This is a genomic window from Paraburkholderia sp., assembly GCF_035501035.1.
GTDB lineage: Bacteria > Pseudomonadota > Gammaproteobacteria > Burkholderiales > Burkholderiaceae > Paraburkholderia.
Window position 1 is genome coordinate 1 of sequence record NZ_DATJWR010000181.1, and the last position, 17,091, is coordinate 17,091.

Here is a 17,091-nt window from a genome sequence, read left to right on the forward strand (position 1 = left end):
GAAGCCATACAGGCCGCCGAACGTGAAGCCCGAGATGTTGACGCTCTGGAACTTGACCGAGTTGTTGATGCGGCTCGAGGTCAGCTGGTCGATGTCGTTGAAGTGGTATGCCCAGTTACCCGAAACCGTGTTGCCGCCGGTCGAGTACAGCGAGCCGAGCACGTCGGTGCTGAACGAGTATTGACGGCCGAACGTCAGCGAGCCGATCGTGTCCTTCGTGAGGCCGACGAAGGCTTGACGGCCGAACAGTGCGCCGCCCTGGCCTGCCGCGCCGGTGCCACTGTTGAAGCCGTTTTCGAGCACGAAGATCGCCTTCAGGCCGCCGCCCAGGTCTTCCGCGCCGCGCAGGCCCCATCGGCTGCCTTGCGCCACGCCGTCGCCGTACTGCCACAGGCTGCTGCTGCCGCCCGTCGCGTTCTTTACGTGGCTGTTATAGCTGATACCGGCGTCGATCGAGCCGTACAGCGTGACGCTGCTTTGTGCGTGGGCCGCGCCGGCGATCGTGGCGAGGATAGCGGTGGTCAGAAACTTCTTTTTCAACTGTTGCTCCGGGTAAAGGAAAGTTCACTACCCCGGCCGCTAATGGGCCGGTTCATCGACGGGCTGCAATCTAAGGGTCGATAATGAAAAGGATGGGAGAGTAAGGCGATGGAGGAAAATTGTCGTGATTCTGTTGTGTGAATGCGACACGCGCCTTGCACGCCCGGAGACTTTCGCGCGAAGCCCGCCGTCATTGGGTTTGCGGCCGATTTTTGCCACTCCTCAAACCGGTGGAGCGCCGAAGTTGGCCTTATAAAAATTCGTGCCAAGCTTTTTCGATTTCTCGCTTAATCGACTTTTTTGATTCCCGTTTCTGCTACTCCCGGTGGTTCAGCTGTGACTCAAACTCTGCGGCGAGCGCGATCAGGACATCGCGCCATTGCCCAGAGATATGCTGGACGAGTAACGCATCAACTACGGCCGTCATGTTTCGCCATTCCGGGGGATCAAAAGAACCTCAGGGAGTACTGGTCAGTTATTCAACCGTCACCGACTTCGCGAGATTGCGTGGCTTGTCCACATCGGTGCCGCGCACACACGCCGTGTGATACGCGAGCAGTTGCAGCGGCACCACGTGCAGGATCGGCGAAAGCAGGCCATAGTGCTCCGGCATGCGGATCACGTGGATGCCGTCTTCGCTCGTGATGTGGGTGTCCGAATCCGCAAACATGTAGATGTGGCCACCGCGCGCGCACTTCCTGCATGTTCGACTTGAGCTTTTCGAGCAGCGCGCCGTACGGCGCGACGGTCACCACCGGCATCGCCTCGGTGACGAGCGCGAGCGGCCCGTGCTTGAGCTCGCCCGCCGGATACGCCTCGGCGTGGATGTACGAGATTTCCTTGAGCTTGAGCGCGCCTTCGAGCGCGATCGGATAGTGCAGCCCGCGGCCGAGGAAAAGCGCGTCTTCCTTGCGCGCGAACTCCTCGGGCCACGCGATGATCTGCGGCTCCAGCGGGAGCACGCCGTTGAGCGCGGCCGGCAGGTGGCGCAGCAGCTTCAGGTACCTGGCTTCCTGCTCCGCGCTTACGTGCGCGCGCAGCTTGCCGAGCGTGACGGCCAGAATGAACAGGCCGACGCGTTGCGTCGTGAACGCCTTCGTCGAAGCCACGCCGATCTCTCGCCCTGCGTGCGTGAGGAACTTGAGTTCCGTGAGGCGCACCATCGCGCTCGTCGCCACGTTGCACACCGCGGATCCGGTGCAAATAGGTGGTGTGTCCGCGATACCTTATATAGCCTCTCATAGCTATCGATACCTTATCGATTGAAGAGGACAGCATTCCAGACGTAGGGAGCAGCAATATCCTCGAGCGCGAGGGCTGAGAGGTCGAACTTCCCCTTGCGAATGCGATGCATCAACTCGAAGCCTGAAATCGTGGTAGCGGCATTTCTGAATCGTTTGAACCCGAGCATCACGTTCGTTCTGGATTTGATGTTTCGATGGTCCTGTTCGATCAGATTATTGAGGTATTTCGAAGAGCGCACCTTCGTGTCCTCGGGGAGCAGGCCATCAAGCTTCATTTCACGTACGGCCCTGTGCGAGGCGGCATAGCCATCAAGCGTAACCGTCTCCGGCGGCCGACCCTGATGTCTGATCGCCTTGCTGAAAAACGCTTTTGCAGCCGCCACATCGCGCTTTGCCCTGAGCATGAAGTCTACCGTCTGGCCGTCCCGATCGACCGCACGATATAGATAAACCCATTTTCCCCGGATCTTCAGGTACTTCTCGTCAATCCGCCACGACCGTCCTGCCGGCCTGGCAAAATGATTCCAGCGTTTGACGAACTCGGGTGCATAGCAACGCACCCAACGCAGGATCGTCGTGTGCGCAAGCGACAACCCTCTCTCAGCCATCATCTCGACGAGATCGCGCAGGCTGAGTTTGTAGCGCAGACACCAGCGCACACCAAGAATGATCACGTCGCGGTCAAAGTGGCGTCCTGCGAACAGCCCGTCCAGATTCTTCAGTTTGCTCATCGCGGGGCCTCAAATTGGTCAGCCCGCCACTCTAACCGATTCGTTGGTCGCTGTTTGCACCACAGCCCTCAGCAGTTCTATTCTCTCGATAGATAAACATTCCTAATTATATTGACACTTCCCCGTCCTATCCTCGTTATCGCGACAAGACCCAACGAAATGTGCATAGGGCCCGAGCGGTACTGCGGAATTGCCGAATTGCCGAATTGCATAGCTGAAAACGTTGGTTTGAGGGGCGCGGCGCTGTCACTACGATGCAGCGATTGCGATCATCAACCGGCTTTCAACATGTCTACAATCGCCATCCCGACCCACGGGCAAGACGCCGCCGCGGCCGAAGCGCCACCGCGGAATACCGTCATTCGCTCGGCCCAGGACGTGGCCCGCATTGTCAGTACGGGCGCCGCACAGGGCAGCAAAGCTCGGATCGTCATCGCCATCGCGCTGGGCGGCGTCTTTCTCGACGCCTACGATCTCACGTCGCTCGCCTACGGTATCAAGGACATCGCGCGGCAATTCTCGCTTTCGCCTGTGCAGGTAGGCTTCGTTTCCTCGGCGATCACGTTCGGGGCGATTCTCGGTGCGCTGTTTGGCGGCTACTTGACCGACCGCATCGGGCGTTACCGCGTGTTCATGGCCGACATGCTGTTCTTCGTCGTCGCGGCCATTGCCGCCGGGCTCGCGCCCAACGCCTGGGTGCTGGGCGGCGCGCGTTTCCTCATGGGCTTCGGCGTAGGCCTCGACCTGCCGGTGGCCATGGCCTTTCTCGCCGAGTTCTCGCGCGTAGCGGGCAAGGGCAACAAAGCCGCGTCCGTTGCCGCATGGTGCCCCGCCTGGTATGCGGCCACGAGTACCTGCTATCTGCTGATACTCGGCCTCTACGCCATCCTGCCCGCTCATCATTCGGACTGGCTCTGGCGCCTCACGCTTGCCTTCGGCGCCGTGCCCGCGCTCGTGATCATTCTCGTACGCAGCCGCTATATCAGCGAGTCTCCGGTGTGGGCCGCGAATCAGGGCGATCTGGAACGCGCCGCGCAGATCCTCAAACGCTCCTATGGCGTCGATGTCGCCGTCGAGCGCGACGAAACGGTGCGCGAGCGGCCGCGCTCGGCCTCCTGGCGCAACTATGCGGTGCTGTTCAACCGCAACTATCGGCGTCGTACGATACTCGCCGCCACCATCGGCGCGGCTTCGTCGTTTGGCTACAACGCGATCATCTTCGGCTTGCCCGTCATCATCGCTAGCTTTCTCAAGCAGGGACCGCTCACCACGATCATCGCTTCGCTGACGCTGAACCTGCTGTTCGCGTGCGTCGGCGGCATCATCGGGGTGCGGACCGCGCCGACCGTAGGCGCGTGGAAGATGACCGTGCTCGGCCATGCGCTGCAGGTAACTGCGCTCGTAGGGCTCGCGCTGATCGGACACCCGGCCAATGGGCTGTTCGTGGCGCTCGCCATCCTGTTGCTCGGCGGCTATCTCTTCGGTCAGGGTTTTGGCCCGGGTTCACACTCGATGACTTATGCGACGCTCAGCTATCCCACGTCGCTGCGCGGGATCGGTGTGGGCTTCAACCAGACGCTCGTGCGCTCGGCGTCCACAGTGTCGCTGTTCCTGTTCCCGATCCTCGCGGCCGCGCTCGGTACCAAGGTGTTTTGGGTGATCGCCATAGCGCCCCTCACGTCACTGCTGGTGCTGTTAGCTATCCGCTGGGAGCCCTCAGGCTACGACATCGACAGCGAGGACTACGCGACGGCGAGCGCGTCGGAACGGGTTTTGTCGCAATAACGATTGCGGGTTGAGCGAATCTTGATATGAATAGGATTACTAACACTATCAGCGAATAGAACTGCTCAGAAAATGTTTGTCGGGCGCCGTTTTTTCCATCCGCCCCTTGGCGATCATATGAGCCAGCTCGATGCCACCGAGCAGGATGCGTGCGCACCGGAAACTCTTGAACCCGAGCATGGGGCGGGTACACCGCTTGATCGCGCAGTGGTTCTGTTCGATGATATTGTTCAAATACTTCGTCTGCTGGATCTTGATGGGCGTTTCGCGCTCGGCATTGATGGCTTCCAGCGCAGCCAGATTGGTGCCGCTCTTGTCCACGGTAATCGTTTCGGGTTCACTATTCTGATCGAATCCCGCATCGAACTTGTCGCACCCGCAACGGATCGTTTAGTAGGTGACCACGACACGACGCTGGAGCAACAACTCTTCGATGTAGCGCAGGCTCAGGCTGAACCGGAAATACCACCAAACCGCGCAACTGATGACGACCGCAAGAAAGCAATGGCCGTGGTAAAGTGATTTTGCCTTCTTCATCGCCTCATTCTACCGCCGCATCCCCGTCAACCTTACGAAGCCGATTTCAGGCATCGAGTTGATGCACCGAATCCGAAAGGGTCAGTTCGATCTCCGCACTCTCGGACTCAAGGATACTACTGCACCCGCCGTCTGGAATGCTGTCCTTTTCAACAAATAAGGTATCCTTATGTATCGGATACGCCTCAGTTTCACCCGCTGTATGCACCAGAACCCGCAGGACCTGGTATGTTATCCCCCAACGTCAAGCCAGGTCTACGAAGCGCCCGAACTGCGACCGACCTTGAGCCGGTATTCGCGCACAAAACCCTCGGGCTTAAAAATCAGCGCGAGTATCAGCCCCAGTCCGACCAGCATGAGCCGCAACGCCGCGAGCTGGCTCGACGACAACCACGCCACATAGTCGTTCAGGAATCGCGTGCCCTCGAGCAGCAGCACCACCGTGAACGTGCTGAGCAGTATGCCGCGATTGCTGCCCCTGCCGCCGATGATCACGTTCATGAATGCATAGGCGGTGAGTATAGGACCGAATTGCGTCGGATCGATGTACTGGTAGTAGAAGGCGTGCAGGCAACCCGCTAGCCCGATCGCGCCGCCACCCAGCGCGAACAGACGCAGCCGCAGCGCCAGCACGTGCTTGCCGAGCGTCGCGGCTACCAGGGGATCGTCACGAATCGCGCGGGCTGCACGCCCGAGCGGTGCGCGCGCAACGAGTTCGAACAACACGAACACGCCCCCGAGCAACGCGAGCGTCAGGAGCAGAAGCGGTGCGTCGCCAGCGACCGGCCGCGCGATGTTCGAGATGCCGAGGCTTCCGCGCGTGAGCCATTCTTCATGGATCACCACGAGCTTCAGACATTCCGCCGCACCAAGCGTGACGATCGCGAGATAGTCGTCGGAGAGGCGGATCGAGATGAGGCTGACACACGCGCTCGCCAACGCGGTAAGGACGACTGCGACGACCATCGCGAGCCAGGGGTCGAAGCTGCTCTTCGTGAGGTGCGCGCAAACGTACGCCGCGAACATGTAGAAGCCGAAGAGCCCGAAGTTGACGAGGCCAGTCAGGCCCCATTGCACGTTCAGCCCGAGCGCTGCGATTCCCGCGATCGCGATCAGCATCATCAGAGAAAGGAAATACGGCGCCATGTCCTTGACCTATCGAGTAACGCGCGCTTGCCCGAACACGCCCCAAGGGCGTACGAGCAGCAACGCGGCCAGTACGCCAAAAGCGACGACGGTGCGGTAGTGCGACGGGATGACGAGCGTCGAGAGTTCGGACGCCACGCCCATCACGAGCGCGCCGAACACGGCGGCCATCGGCTTGTCGATGCCGCCGAGAATCGCCGCGGCGAACACCGGCAACAGGTAGTTCCAGCCCATTTGCGGATCGAGCGTCGCGTCAAGCCCGATGAGCAGCCCGCCGGCAGTGGCGAGCGCGCCGCTCACGAACCACATCGCGGCCACCGTCCGGTTGAGCGAGACGCCTCGCACCGCAGCAAGTGCAGCGTTGTCCGCGACCGCCCGCATCGCCCGTCCGAGACGCGAATAGCTGAACAGCGCCCAGACGACGACGAGACTGCTGAGACCGACCGCGGCAATCAGCCACTGTTCGTGATTCACGCGCAAGCCGCCGAGTACGTCGAGCGACGGGAAGCGCGTCGGCCGCGCCGGCTCCACGTCGTATCCCAGCGGCGTTCCGCCCGCCGCGAAGCGCACCGCGTTTTCCATGACCAGCGCGACACCCATGCTCGCGACCAGCAGCGTTACCCCGGAGCGGCCGCGCAACGGGAGATAGACCAGCCAGTCGACCGCAACCGCAATCAGTCCGCCGAGCGGGATGCCAACCAGCGCCGCGAACTGGATCGGCCATCCGAGCACGACATTGAAGAAGTAGATGACGTAGGCGCCAAGCGTCAGCATCGCGCCGAGCGCGAAGTTCGCGAAACGCAGAATGCTGAAGCTCAGTGCCAGCGCCAGCGCCGGCAGCGCGACGAGCAGCCCGGAAACCAGGCCGTTGAAAAGGATCTGCAGCATGGTGGGCGGGAATTAGTGAGTCACGGGCACGCCGGGCTGCGTGCCGAGGTAAAGACGATGCAGCCGGTCATCGGTAAGCAGTTCATGCGCCGGCGCGAGAAGGCGCACCTGTCCCGCGACGAGCACGAGGCCTCGATCAGCTACCGCGAGGCCCAGCTTCACGTTCTGTTCGATCATCAACAGCGTGATGCCCGTCGCGCGCGTCCGCGCGATCGATTCGAACAGAAGTGCCGCGTTGCGCGGCGAGAGGCCCGCTGAAGGCTCGTCCAGCACCAGCAGCGAAGGCGTCTGCATCAGCGCGGACGCGATCGCCACCATCTGGCGCTGGCCGCCGCTCAACAAGCCGGCGCTCACCGAAAGCCGGTCGCGGATCTCCGGAAAGAGCTGCAGAACGTAATCGAGACGATCGCGCCACGCGGATGCCTCCATGCGCGGATGCAGAAACTCCCAGCCGAGCCGCAGATTGTCGCCGACGGTGAGATTCGCGAAGACGTTGCGCTCCTGCGGCACATACGCGAGCCCGAGACGTGAGCGCGCGAGCGCATTCAACGCTTCGACGGGCTTGCCATCCAGCGCGATCGATCCGCGTGACAGCGTCAGAAGCCCGACCACCGCCTTGAGGAGCGTCGACTTGCCCGAGCCGTTCGGCCCGACGACAGTGAGCGCGCCGCCCTGCTCCAGCTCGATATCCACGCCATGAAGAATGTCCTTCCCGGCGTAACCTGCATGTACGCGTCGCAGTGACAGCGCCGCGCTCATGCCGGCGCTCCGAGCCAGGCTTCCTGCACGCGCGCATCGGCGGTGACGGCGTCGAACGTGCCTTGTGTCAACACGCGGCCTTCGGCGAGCACATAAACGTGATCGCACAGCGCCGCCATCAATTCCATGTTGTGCTCGACGATGCCGAAAGTCATGCCTTCGTTGCGCAGTTCGAGAATGAACTCACCGAGTTCGCCGATGAGCGAGGGATTGACGCCAGCGGCGGGTTCGTCGAGCAACATGATGGCCGGTTCGAGCATCAGCGCGCGGCACAGTTCCAGCAGTTTCTTCTGTCCGCCCGACAGGACGCCCGCCGGTTCGTCGGCCAAATGCGTCAGGCGCACGCGCGCGAGCAGCGACAGCGCCTGTTCCGCTGCCAGCTCCTCGGCGCGCTGCACACTGCGTCGCGAGAACAGTGCGCCCACAAACTTTTCGCCGCGCTGCGCGGGCGCGGCAAGCAACAGATTCTCCATCACGGAGATGGCTATCCAATTCGCGTGACAGCTGAAAGGTGCGCCCGATGCCCGCATGCGCGCGCGCATGTACCGCGAGCCGCGTGATGTCGCGCCCGTGGAGCATCACTGTGCCGCGCTGCGGGCGCAACGTGCCCGCTAGCACATTGAAGAGACTCGACTTGCCCGCGCCGTTTGGCCCGACCAGCCCGGTGATCTGACCGGCACGCAGACTGAGCGATGCGTCGTCGAGGGCGTGCACGCCACCGAAAGAGACGCTGACATGCTCCGCATGTCAACACGATGTCGTCGTTCATCTGAGCGTGTCGACCAGTTGATTCGTGCCGTTCTTGATGACGAAGTGCCCGTACTCGCGGTTGAGCTGATCGCCGGTCGGCGTGAAACGGAAACTCGACCCCGCGCCGCTGTATGCGATCGCCTGCTTCGCGCGCAGCGCCTTGAGGCCATCGACCGGATTCTCGACCGCTTTGGGATTCGGCCCCGTGCCGTTGACGACCGGCAAAATGGACTTCGCGAACACGGCGGGGTCAGCGCTGCCCGCGCGTTCGATCGCGAGCGCCAGCACCGAAATCTCGTCCCACACGTTGGACGGAAAGATCGCAAGCGTGCTCGCCGGAATGCCCGCCTGCTGCGCGAAGGTCTTGTACGCGGTCGAACTCGCGGGCGGAATCGACTGAATATGATGAATGCCCTCGGCCACGCTCTTGCCGACGTTCTTGATGAACGCGCCTTCCGCATCCGCCGCAGACGAATTCGCATAGATACGCGTATCGCTGAAGCCGCTGCGATAGACTTCGCGAGCGAGCGCCGACAGGTCCGGCAGATAGCTCGGCAGAAACACGGCATCGGGCTTCCTGCCGAACACCTTCTCCACTTCCGCGCGATATGAAGCCTGATTCGGGTTGTAATACACGACGTCGAGAATCTTGCCGCCGCCCTTTGTGAAGGTATCGACGAACGGGTTCACCATGCTCAGCGTGAATGGCGTCTGCAGCGCGAGCACCGACGCCGTATGCGCGCCATCCTTCAGCGCGGCGCGCGCAAATACCGTGCCCCAGTCGGTGCCACGCGCCTGGAAGCGCCACACGAGGCCCTTGTTGTCGCCTTGCGTGACTTCGTCGCCGGAGCCGGTCACGAACAGCGGCACACCCTTTTCGATGGTGAGCGGCTTGATCGCCATCGCAACCGCGCTGCTCCACACGCCTGTGATGGCCACCACCTTCGACACGTCGAGCAGCTTGCGCGCGGCCGCGACGCCCGCGGTCGGATTGCTTTCGTCGTCTTCGACGAGGATCTCGATCTTGCGGCCGCCCAGCACACCGCCGCCCTCATTGTTGATGAAGTCCGCAGCCTTTTTCGCGGCGCTGACCATGCCTTCGCCATACGCGCCTCCCGCGCCGGTGAGCGGCGCGAGAAGCCCGATGCGGATAGGACCACGGTCCTGTGAAAATGCGAGACGCGGAGCGGCAAGCGCGGCGAACGCGGCGCTCGCCACGCCCAGAAATGCACGGCGATCGAAGGAGGAATCGGACATGACGAACGGTGAAAAGAAGCGGTTAGGCCGGATGCACGGCAGTCGGGTCTTCGCCGATCTGCAGCGCCTGATTGAAACGGTTGAAGAAGCCGCACAGCGCTATGCGCAAGGTCAGTTCGACGATCTGCGCCTCGCTGAAGTGCTCGCGCAGACGCTCGAATACATGGTCGCGAATGCGCTGCGGCGCGTTGGTCACCGCGATCGCGTATTCCACCACCAGCTTGTCGATGGCATCCAGTTCCGGATGATCCTGATAGTCGAGCAACGAGCGTGCGCCCGCCTCGCTCACGCCTTCGATGGCGAGACGCGGAGCGTGATTGCTCACGCAGTACTCGCAATCGTTCAGCAGCGAGACCACGACGATCGCCATTTCGATGTAGCGGTACGGCACAGCATTTCGCGTCTTCAGTTCAAGCAGCATGCGCGGCAAATGCTCGACCGCGGGCCCTACGTGCGAGAGCACGGAGAACTGATCGGCAAAGTGCGCCCCGTTACCGGTAAACGCATCGAAGAGTTCACGCAGTCCGGAGGACAGGGCGGAGGGATCGGGTTCGCTGACGCGGGGCATATGGGGTTCTGCCGTGAAAGGAGGTTGGTGAAGCGTTCGTTTTCAGTGTGCGCCGGATTCGACGCGGAAGCTCGCGCCCACGTGCGGCGCTTCGAGATACGCACCCTGCCCGAGCAACTTCTCGCGCAACGTGCCTTCTTCATAGGCGGTTTTGTATGCACCGCGCCGCTGCAGTTCGGGCACGAGGTAATCCACGACATCGTGGAACGTGCGTGGAGACTCGACCCACGCGAGATTGAAGCCGTCGATGCCGGTTTCCTCCACGAGCGACTGCAATTCGTCCGCGACCTGCGCGGCATCGCCGACGACTACCGCACCGCGTCCGCCGATCGTCACGAACTCGACCGCGTCACGCACCGTCCATTCGCGATCCGGATCGAGCTTGCTGAACGACGCGAGCGCGGACTGGCCAGCATCCGTATCGACATAGTGCAGCGTATCCTCGAGCTTGTAACGCGACAGATCGATTCCCATCCAGCCCGAAAGCAGCGCCAGCGCGCCCTCATAGCTCGCGCGTTGACGGTAGGCTTCGTAACGCGCCTGCGCGCGTTCCGCCGTTTCGTCGACGATTACGGTACACATCGCGAACAGCAACGCGCTGCCGGGCGCGCGTCCCGCATCCGCGAGTGCCGTGCGGATCGCCTGTGCTGACTTGCGAAGACCGTTGCGCGTGGGCGCGCCAACGAAGATACATTCCGCGTGCTTCGCGGCGAACTGCGTACCGCGCGTGGAGCCGCCGGCCTGAAACAGCAAAGGCGTGCGCTGCGGCGACGGCTCGCACTGGAAGATGCCTTCGCTCTGGAAATAGCGGCCGTTGTGCACGATCGGGCGAACCTGTTCCGGGTCGGCGTAGATGCCTCGCGCCGTGTCCCGCTTCACCGCCCCGTCCTCCCAACTCCCCTCCCACAGCTTGTAGCAAACTTCCAGGAACTCGTCGGCGCGATCGTAGCGTTCGTCGTGCGCGCGCAGTTGCGTCTGGCCGAGACTGCGGGCACCACTTTGCAGATACGACGTAACGATGTTCCAGGCGACACGTCCTTTCGTAAGATGATCGAGCGTCGTGAAACGTCGTGCAAGCAGATAGGGAGCTTCATAGGCGACCGAAACCGTCACGCCAAAGCCGAGGGACTTCGTGGCGTGCGCCATCAGCGGAATGAGCGGGACGGGATCGTTCATCGGTACCTGCGCGGCGTTGCGTACAGCGGCTGCGGCGCTGTCGCCGAAAACGTCGTAGATGCCGGTCACGTCGCCAAGGAAAAGTCCGTCGAACAATCCGCGTTCCAGCACTTTTGCGAGTTCGACCCAGTAGCCGGTATCGAGGTAGCCAATTGAATTGTCGGTGGGTCCGGTCCACTGTCCGGGTGCGAGATGCCCGACACAATTCATCATGAAAGCATTCAGACGGATCTGGCGAGGCATGGCTGACAAGGGCCGGCGAGTGAAACAGCCGATTGTATTGCCCGCTTTTTACCAGGAGAACGACGCTCTATTCATTTGCTTATCGAGCATTTCATCAAAAGCAACGTACGATTTCGCATATAAAATCTGCATCGTCGCAATTCCGTGCCCAGCGTTTCGAGATTCATGCCAAGCACACGGCCATGCGCGGCAAACGCGCGGTCTTTATGTAGTTGGAGAGGCGATTTCTACCGCAGTGCCTTACTGCGACACTGCCCGCCGAGACGCCGGATTGCGCGCGAAGCGCCGCCTCCACGCCCAGCAGATTCGACGCCACGTATGCTTCGCGCCAACGCATGCTTCGCGCCAACGCATGCGCGCCGCGTCGAGCGCAGCGATGGCCAGCCGTCCGAAGATGCTGGGCTGTACGTACGGGCCGCAGCCAGGCGGCTGTCAGCCAGCAGATGCAGCCGCTCGAGACGCTCGTGGGCGTGCCGCTCTTTCGCAAGAACCCGCGCTGGCGAAGCTGCGCGCATCGGCCGCAGCCACGGAGGTGCGCAGAAGTTCGAGATCCAGATTTTTCATGGCAGCCATGTCGCGCCAGATGCGCGCGTGCGTGTGAGCGGCGGCATCGGTCCTTCATCGCACCAACGTTTCCAGCCCCTCCAGCAGGATCCTGCGCAACACCGAGTGGCCCATGTCCTCGCGCCGGCGCGGACGCGCGCCGCCCACTTCGAAAATGCGGCTGGCAGGTCGTGTCCTCGCGCCGCCGGCAGGTTCCAGCAAGACGATCCGGTCGGCCAGATGGAGCGCCTCGTCGATATCGTGCGTGACGACGAGCGCGGCCGTGCGATGGGCGTCCACGATAGCGAGCAGCAGATCCTGAAGGCGCATGCGCGTCATCGCGTCGACGGCGCTGAACGGCTCGTCGAGCAACAGCAGTTGCGGCTGCGTGAACAACCCGCGCGCAATCGCCACGCGCTGGGCCATGCCGCCCGAGAGATGCTTGGGCCAAAGCGCGCCGTCTTCGTCCCGCAAGCCGACCTCCTCGAGCAGCGACCTCGCGCGGTCAAGCGCGTCGCCGCGAGCGCGCTGCGGAAAGCACACGTTATCGGCCACGCGCAGCCATGGCAGCAGGCGCGGCTCCTGAAAGATCACGCCCGCGAGCGGCGACGGCCCGCGCTGCACTTCGCCGTTGTACGAAACGGTGCCCGCGTAGTCGCGATCCAGCCCCGCCGCAATGCGCAGCAACGTACTCTTGCCGCAGCCGCTCGGGCCGAGCAGAGCCACGATCTCGCCGGGCGCGATCGTGAGGCGCAGGCTGTCGAGAATCGGCCGCTCGCCGTAGTGCTTTACGCGAATGTCGATATCGACGAGGGGCGCATACGGGCGCGGCTCGCGCGCCGTGCTGGTCAACGAAGCCGCCATCATGTGCGCACGCCCTCGACACTCGTATCGCGCCAGGCGAGCACGTGCGCCTCAAGCGTCTTCATCGCGCTGTCGGTCAGCTTGCCGAGCAATCCGAGCAGGATGATGGCGCCAAATACGATATCGGGCCGGCCCGTCTCGCGGCCGTCGCTCAGGAGATAGCCGAGCCCGCGCGTGGCGGCGATCAGTTCGGCCGCGACGACGAACATCCAGGAGACCGCCAGCCCCGTGCGCAGGCCGGTGAAGATATGCGGCAGCGCAGCCGGGAGCAAGATGCGCACGAACAAGCGCCACGAAGACAGCCGATAGACCGTGCCCAGCTCGACGAGCTTGCGATCGACGTTTCGGACTCCCGATAGCACGCTCAAATGCACCGGAAAGAACGCACCAATCGCCACGAGCGTGATTTTTGGCGCTTCGTCGATGCCCATCCACAGCAGCAGCACGGGCACCCACGCGAGCGAAGGAATCGCGCGCAACGCCTGAAAACTCGGATCGAGCAGCGCATCGAGCCGGCGGCTCAGGCCCATCGCCGCGCCGACCACCACCGCGAGCAGCGCGCCGCAAGCGAACCCGGCCGCCACGCGCGCCGTGCTCTGCACGATGTGCTTGAGCAGGGTTGCGCCGCCGAGCTGCCAGAGCGCCTGCGCGATCTCCGAAGGCGCGGGCACGAGATTGTCCGGCAGCACCTGCGCACGCACGAGAACTTCCACGACAAGCAGGAAGGCGACCGGCAGCAGCACGCCCGCAACGCGCCAGGCGCGCGGCGCACGCTCTTGCGGGGCACTCGAATCCCGCACTGGAGCGCTGGTGCGTTGCGTGTCGCCATACGCGGGAACCTCAGTCCTTCGACCCGCCGTAACCTCGCTGGACTGTGCCAGTAAACGTGCGGCGGCTTCTTCGACTGCCATGTCAGCCTGCCTGGTTATTGACGCTGCGCCGATGCCAGCGCCGGCTGCGCCGCCTGCGCGTCGATCAGCGACTCGATCACGTGGTTCAGATCGGTGCCCGGCTTGACCAGTTGCTCCTGGACCAGGATCGGCGCGGCGGCTTCCAGCGCCTTGATCTGTTCCGCACCCGGTTGCGGGTGGCTGAAGTCGTTGCGGCTCAGCTGCAGCTTCGCGACCGCGAGCGACACCTTCGAGTCTTCGGAAACGATTTGCGCCGCCTCGTCGGGGTGCGCGCCGATCCACTCCCGCGCGCGCTCATAGACCTTCAGCACGCGCGTGACGGTGTCCGGGTATTGTTTCAGGAACGCTTCGCGCACGTTCAGGAAGCCCCACGTATTGAAGTTGACGTTGCGGTACAGCAGGCGTGCGCCGTTATCGACTTCCGCGGCGGCCATGTGGGGATCGAGCCCAGCCCACGCATCGACCTGACCGTTGATCAGTGCCGTGCGGCCATCCGGATGCTGGAGATTGACGATCTCGACGTCATCCTTCGTCAGGCCCACCGTGTGCAGCGCGCGCAGCGTGAAGAGGTAAGGGTCGGTGCCCTTCGTGGCGGCAATCTTCTTGCCCTTCAGGTCGGCGAGCGACTTCAGCGGCGAATCCTTGCGCACGACCAGCGCCGTCCACTCCGGGCGCGAGAAGATATACACGGTCTTGATCGGATTGCCGTTCGCCTTGCCGAGCACGGCCGCGAGGCCGGCGGTCGAGCCGAGATCGATCGCGCCGCTGTTCAGGTACTCCAGTGCACGGTTGCTGCCAAGGCTCAGCACCCAGCGCACCTGCGTATGATCCGGCGCGAACTCCTGCTCGAGCCAGCCATTGCGTTTGATCACCAGGCTTTCCGGTGAATAGTACGCGTAGTCGATCTTGAGTTCCTCTGGCGCGGCGGCGGCAGCCCATGACGGCGCGGCGATCATCGCGACCATGCCGAGCAGCCACAGCGCGGCCAGCTTGCGCCAGGCGCGCAGCGGCTCGCCGTGCCGCTGCAGCGGCGTCTTCGTCGATTGGTTCTGCATGTGCTTTCCCCTTTTTTAGCGTGTGGCGTGAGTGGCCGCGTGCGCCACGCGGCATACTCATCGAACCAGCCAGCATAGAAAGCACAGCCGCGAAACGGAACCAAGAATCAGTCAGATCGAAAGCAGCGCAATGAATATCTCCGCGCGCCGCGCTGGATCGAAAGCCGCTTACTGATCGACGGGAATCCACGCTGCCGTCGCCACGTCGCTGGCCCGGAACGCCGGGATTTTCGCCCCCAGTTCCGCGATGGTGTGGATATCGTTCTTCACGAGGTCGTCGCGCGTGACGAGCGCGGGTTTCACGAGGATGTGATGGTCGAGCGGCTGCCCCGCCACGTCGATCGCCGCGGCGCGCACCGACACGGCGCCCACCACGGCGGGGTTGGTCGCCGCGGTGGCAACCCACGCGCTGTTCGGCGCGCGGATCGCCTCGATGTCGGCCGTCGAGATGTCCGCGCTGTAGATCCGCAGCTTGTTCGCCAGATTCGATTCGTTCGCCGCGAGATTGGCGCCGCGCGCGAATTCGTCATAAGGAGCGATGATCACGCGAATATCCGGGTGGGCACGATAGGCCGCGGCCGCCTGATTCGCAGCGGACTGCGCGATGGGATTGTCCGTGGTACCCCAGCGCGCCTTTTCCTGGACGCCCGGATGCTCGCGCTTGAACGCCTGCCAGACGGAGTCGCGCCGGTCGAGCGGCGCAAAGCCCGCTACGTACACATAGCCCGCCGAAAACGCGTTGCCATTGTCCTTGACGGCCTGCGTCAGCAGCAGCGAAGCGAGGTCATGGTCGCTCTGCTCGATTTGCGGGACCTTCGGATTGGCCAGATTGACGTCGAACGCGACGACCTTGATGCCCTTGTCGAGCGCCTGCTGCACGACGTCCTTGAGCGACTCGGGCAAGCCGTGATTGACGATGATCGCCGACACGCCCAGATTGATGGCCTGCTGGATCTGGTCGCGCTGCTCTGCCGCGTCCTGACGCCCTTCGTAAATGCGCAGGTCGATGCCGAGCGCCTTCGCCTGCTTCTGCGCGCCCGCCTCGTAGGCCTGGAAGAAGTCACCCTCGGAAAGATAATTAACGAGCGCGATCTTGACGCCGCCTTTGTCGAACGGCGCCGGGGCGCCCGCCAGGGTGGCGGCCTGCGCCGTCAGCGTGCCGAACAGTCCTGCCGTGCAGAGCGCGAACGCGCCGTTGCGAATGAGTCGTTGAATCGATGTCTTCATGACGTTCCCGTTTGTGCGATGGGGTTAGTTCCAGGCGTGACGTGCCGGCTTGACGCCGTTGAGGTAGTAATTGCCAACGAGGTGATACTTCCAGCGCACCGGATCGTGCAGCGTGTGCGTTCGTGCGTTGCGCCAGTGGCGGTCGAGGTTGTGCACGTCCAGCGTCGACTGTGTGCCGGCCAGCTCGAACAGCTTCTCGCCAGCCAGCAGCGCGACTTGTGTCGTGAGCACCTTCGCCTCGCCCACGGCGACCGAGGCGCGCGCCACGTCGTCCTCCGTCGTCTCGCCCTTTGCCGCGAATTCGTCTAGGTCCTGTTCACACTATCTGAGCCCATCGACGATGAGCGCGAAATTGATAAAGGCGAGGAACATCACGTCCAGTTTTTCGAACCGCGAAAAGATGCGGCGGAAGCCTTTGAGGCGGCGAAACAGGCGCTCAACTTCGTTTCTGCGCTTGTACATTTCCCGATCATATTCCCATGGTTCAACGCGATTGCTTTTGGGTGGAACGACGGGAATGAAACCCAAGTTGAGCGCGAGCTGCCGTGTCTCGTCACCTTCATACGCCTTGTCCATGATGAGGTGCAGTGGTCGGTTGGTCCGCCCAAGGTTTTGCAGCAGCGCGCGTCCTTCTGGCTGATCGCCAGCCTGACCGGGGGACAGCGCGAACGTTATGGCTGTTCGAGCATCCGCGGCAACCATATGAATCTTGGTGGTCCATCCACCACCGGATTTTCCAATTGATTGGGGGCCGTTTTTTTTAATGCGCCGGTACCATCAGGATGAACCTTTACCACCGTGCTATCCAGCGAGACCGCTTCGATCCTGACGCGAACGATCTGCTCACGCTGCAACTCCGTAAACACG

At 62.8% G+C, this 17,091-nt stretch carries 14 protein-coding genes and 7 pseudogenes; 2 read left to right on the plus strand and 19 right to left on the minus strand.

Annotation, left to right across the window (positions count from 1 at the left end; all coding sequences use genetic code 11):
• The 3 genes and pseudogenes from VMJ11_RS12840 to VMJ11_RS12850 form a co-directional block, all read right to left on the minus strand.
• A partial coding sequence (locus VMJ11_RS12840; protein ID WP_325619786.1) for a porin occupies window positions 1-540 on the minus strand: 540 nt, incomplete at its 3' end.
• A 475-nt stretch (window positions 541-1,015) separates the two neighbouring features.
• Window positions 1,016-1,730 (minus strand): annotated as a pseudogene (locus tag VMJ11_RS12845) (SIS domain-containing protein); the annotation flags it as partial.
• A gap of 65 nt (window positions 1,731-1,795) precedes the next feature.
• Window positions 1,796-2,515 (minus strand): IS6 family transposase, encoded by a 720-nt coding sequence (locus VMJ11_RS12850; protein WP_325619787.1) that lies wholly within the window; start codon window positions 2,513-2,515, stop codon window positions 1,796-1,798.
• A 288-nt stretch (window positions 2,516-2,803) separates the two neighbouring features.
• On the opposite strand from VMJ11_RS12850, the gene VMJ11_RS12855 reads away from it, so the two are divergent.
• Window positions 2,804-4,300: an MFS transporter gene (locus VMJ11_RS12855; protein WP_325619788.1), complete on the plus strand. Its 1,497-nt coding sequence runs from the start codon at window positions 2,804-2,806 to the stop codon at window positions 4,298-4,300.
• Window positions 4,301-4,346: 46 nt separating this feature from the next.
• Here VMJ11_RS12855 and VMJ11_RS12860 read toward each other — a convergent pair.
• Both VMJ11_RS12860 and VMJ11_RS12865 read right to left on the minus strand, forming a co-directional pair.
• Window positions 4,347-4,666: pseudogene (locus tag VMJ11_RS12860) on the minus strand (DDE-type integrase/transposase/recombinase); the annotation flags it as partial.
• Between the two features lie 27 nt (window positions 4,667-4,693).
• Window positions 4,694-4,837, minus strand: a pseudogene (locus tag VMJ11_RS12865) (IS6 family transposase); the annotation flags it as partial.
• Window positions 4,838-4,865: 28 nt separating this feature from the next.
• Here VMJ11_RS12865 and VMJ11_RS34600 point away from each other — a divergent pair.
• Window positions 4,866-4,997 (plus strand): annotated as a pseudogene (locus tag VMJ11_RS34600) (IS6 family transposase); the annotation flags it as partial.
• Between the two features lie 95 nt (window positions 4,998-5,092).
• Here VMJ11_RS34600 and VMJ11_RS12870 read toward each other — a convergent pair.
• The 14 genes and pseudogenes from VMJ11_RS12870 to VMJ11_RS12935 form a co-directional block, all read right to left on the minus strand.
• Complete coding sequence (locus tag VMJ11_RS12870) at window positions 5,093-5,983, minus strand: branched-chain amino acid ABC transporter permease (RefSeq protein ID WP_325619789.1); 891 nt, start codon at window positions 5,981-5,983, stop codon at window positions 5,093-5,095.
• Window positions 5,984-5,992: 9 nt separating this feature from the next.
• Window positions 5,993-6,871, minus strand: a complete 879-nt coding sequence (locus tag VMJ11_RS12875) for a branched-chain amino acid ABC transporter permease (RefSeq protein WP_325619790.1) — start codon at window positions 6,869-6,871, stop codon at window positions 5,993-5,995.
• A gap of 12 nt (window positions 6,872-6,883) precedes the next feature.
• A complete protein-coding gene (locus VMJ11_RS12880) occupies window positions 6,884-7,630 on the minus strand; it encodes an ABC transporter ATP-binding protein (protein ID WP_325619791.1) in 747 nt (248 codons plus the stop codon).
• Entirely contained in the window at window positions 7,627-8,103 is a 477-nt protein-coding gene (locus tag VMJ11_RS12885; protein WP_325619792.1) for an ATP-binding cassette domain-containing protein, read from the minus strand. The genes VMJ11_RS12880 and VMJ11_RS12885 overlap by 4 nt, the downstream gene beginning before the upstream one ends.
• 52 nt (window positions 8,104-8,155) lie before the next feature.
• Window positions 8,156-8,344, minus strand: a pseudogene (locus VMJ11_RS12890) (ATP-binding cassette domain-containing protein); the annotation flags it as partial.
• Between the two features lie 51 nt (window positions 8,345-8,395).
• Complete coding sequence (locus VMJ11_RS12895; protein ID WP_325619793.1) at window positions 8,396-9,637, minus strand: ABC transporter substrate-binding protein; 1,242 nt, start codon at window positions 9,635-9,637, stop codon at window positions 8,396-8,398.
• A gap of 22 nt (window positions 9,638-9,659) precedes the next feature.
• Entirely contained in the window at window positions 9,660-10,205 is a 546-nt protein-coding gene (locus VMJ11_RS12900) for a carboxymuconolactone decarboxylase family protein (protein WP_325619794.1), read from the minus strand.
• 42 nt (window positions 10,206-10,247) lie between these two features.
• The gene (locus VMJ11_RS12905; RefSeq protein WP_325619795.1) at window positions 10,248-11,624 is read right to left on the minus strand and encodes an LLM class flavin-dependent oxidoreductase; all 1,377 of its coding nucleotides are present in this window, start codon (window positions 11,622-11,624) and stop codon (window positions 10,248-10,250) included.
• 618 nt (window positions 11,625-12,242) lie between these two features.
• Window positions 12,243-13,034, minus strand: a complete 792-nt coding sequence (locus VMJ11_RS12910) for an ABC transporter ATP-binding protein (RefSeq protein ID WP_325619796.1) — start codon at window positions 13,032-13,034, stop codon at window positions 12,243-12,245.
• On the minus strand, window positions 13,031-13,831 hold the full coding sequence (locus VMJ11_RS12915; protein WP_325619797.1) for an ABC transporter permease: 801 nt from the start codon (window positions 13,829-13,831) through the stop codon (window positions 13,031-13,033). The genes VMJ11_RS12910 and VMJ11_RS12915 overlap by 4 nt, the downstream gene beginning before the upstream one ends.
• 125 nt (window positions 13,832-13,956) lie before the next feature.
• Window positions 13,957-14,907 (minus strand): aliphatic sulfonate ABC transporter substrate-binding protein, encoded by a 951-nt coding sequence (locus VMJ11_RS12920; RefSeq protein ID WP_325619799.1) that lies wholly within the window; start codon window positions 14,905-14,907, stop codon window positions 13,957-13,959.
• Window positions 14,908-15,165: 258 nt separating this feature from the next.
• Window positions 15,166-16,224, minus strand: a complete 1,059-nt coding sequence (locus VMJ11_RS12925) for a substrate-binding domain-containing protein (protein ID WP_325619798.1) — start codon at window positions 16,222-16,224, stop codon at window positions 15,166-15,168.
• Between the two features lie 24 nt (window positions 16,225-16,248).
• Window positions 16,249-16,533: pseudogene (locus VMJ11_RS12930) on the minus strand (SfnB family sulfur acquisition oxidoreductase); the annotation flags it as partial.
• A gap of 12 nt (window positions 16,534-16,545) precedes the next feature.
• A pseudogene (locus VMJ11_RS12935) lies at window positions 16,546-17,091 on the minus strand (IS5 family transposase); the annotation flags it as partial.